1 pseudogene is annotated in these 405 nt (G+C 66.4%); it reads left to right on the top strand.

Annotated elements, in window-relative coordinates:
• Positions 1-405: pseudogene (locus EIP75_RS24235) on the top strand (TRAP transporter large permease subunit); the annotation flags it as partial.

Below are 405 nucleotides of genomic sequence, written 5' to 3'. Positions count from 1 at the left end.
CGCCAGTTCGCGCTGGCCGCCACGGCCATGTCCGGCTCGCTGGGCGTGGTGCTGCGCCCATGCCTGCTGGTGGTGCTGATCGCGGCACTGAACAAGCAGGTCACCACGGCCGGCCTGTACCACTGGGGCTTCTATGTGTTCCTGGTGACCTCCACCCTGTTCTTCCTGGCTTCGCAGATGCTGCGCACCGAGCGCGCCCGCATCGAGTCGCCCCGGGTGGCCATCCCGGCCACGCTGCGCGAGATCGTGCCCCTGCTGCCCTACGTGGCCGTGGTCGCCGTGATCGTGGCCCTGTACGAGTTCGCGCTCGACACCAAGCTCAACGAGATCACCGCCCCGACCATCATGCCGGTGCTGATGATCCTGATCCTGGTGTTCGACAAGATCCTCAACAAGGGCAAGGCC

The sequence above is a fragment of the Aquabacterium soli genome, assembly GCF_003933735.1.
In the GTDB taxonomy this organism is placed as follows: Bacteria; Pseudomonadota; Gammaproteobacteria; order Burkholderiales; family Burkholderiaceae_C; genus Aquabacterium; species Aquabacterium soli.
Note: the sequence above shows the minus strand (reverse complement) of the source record. Positions and strands in the feature narration are given on the sequence as shown.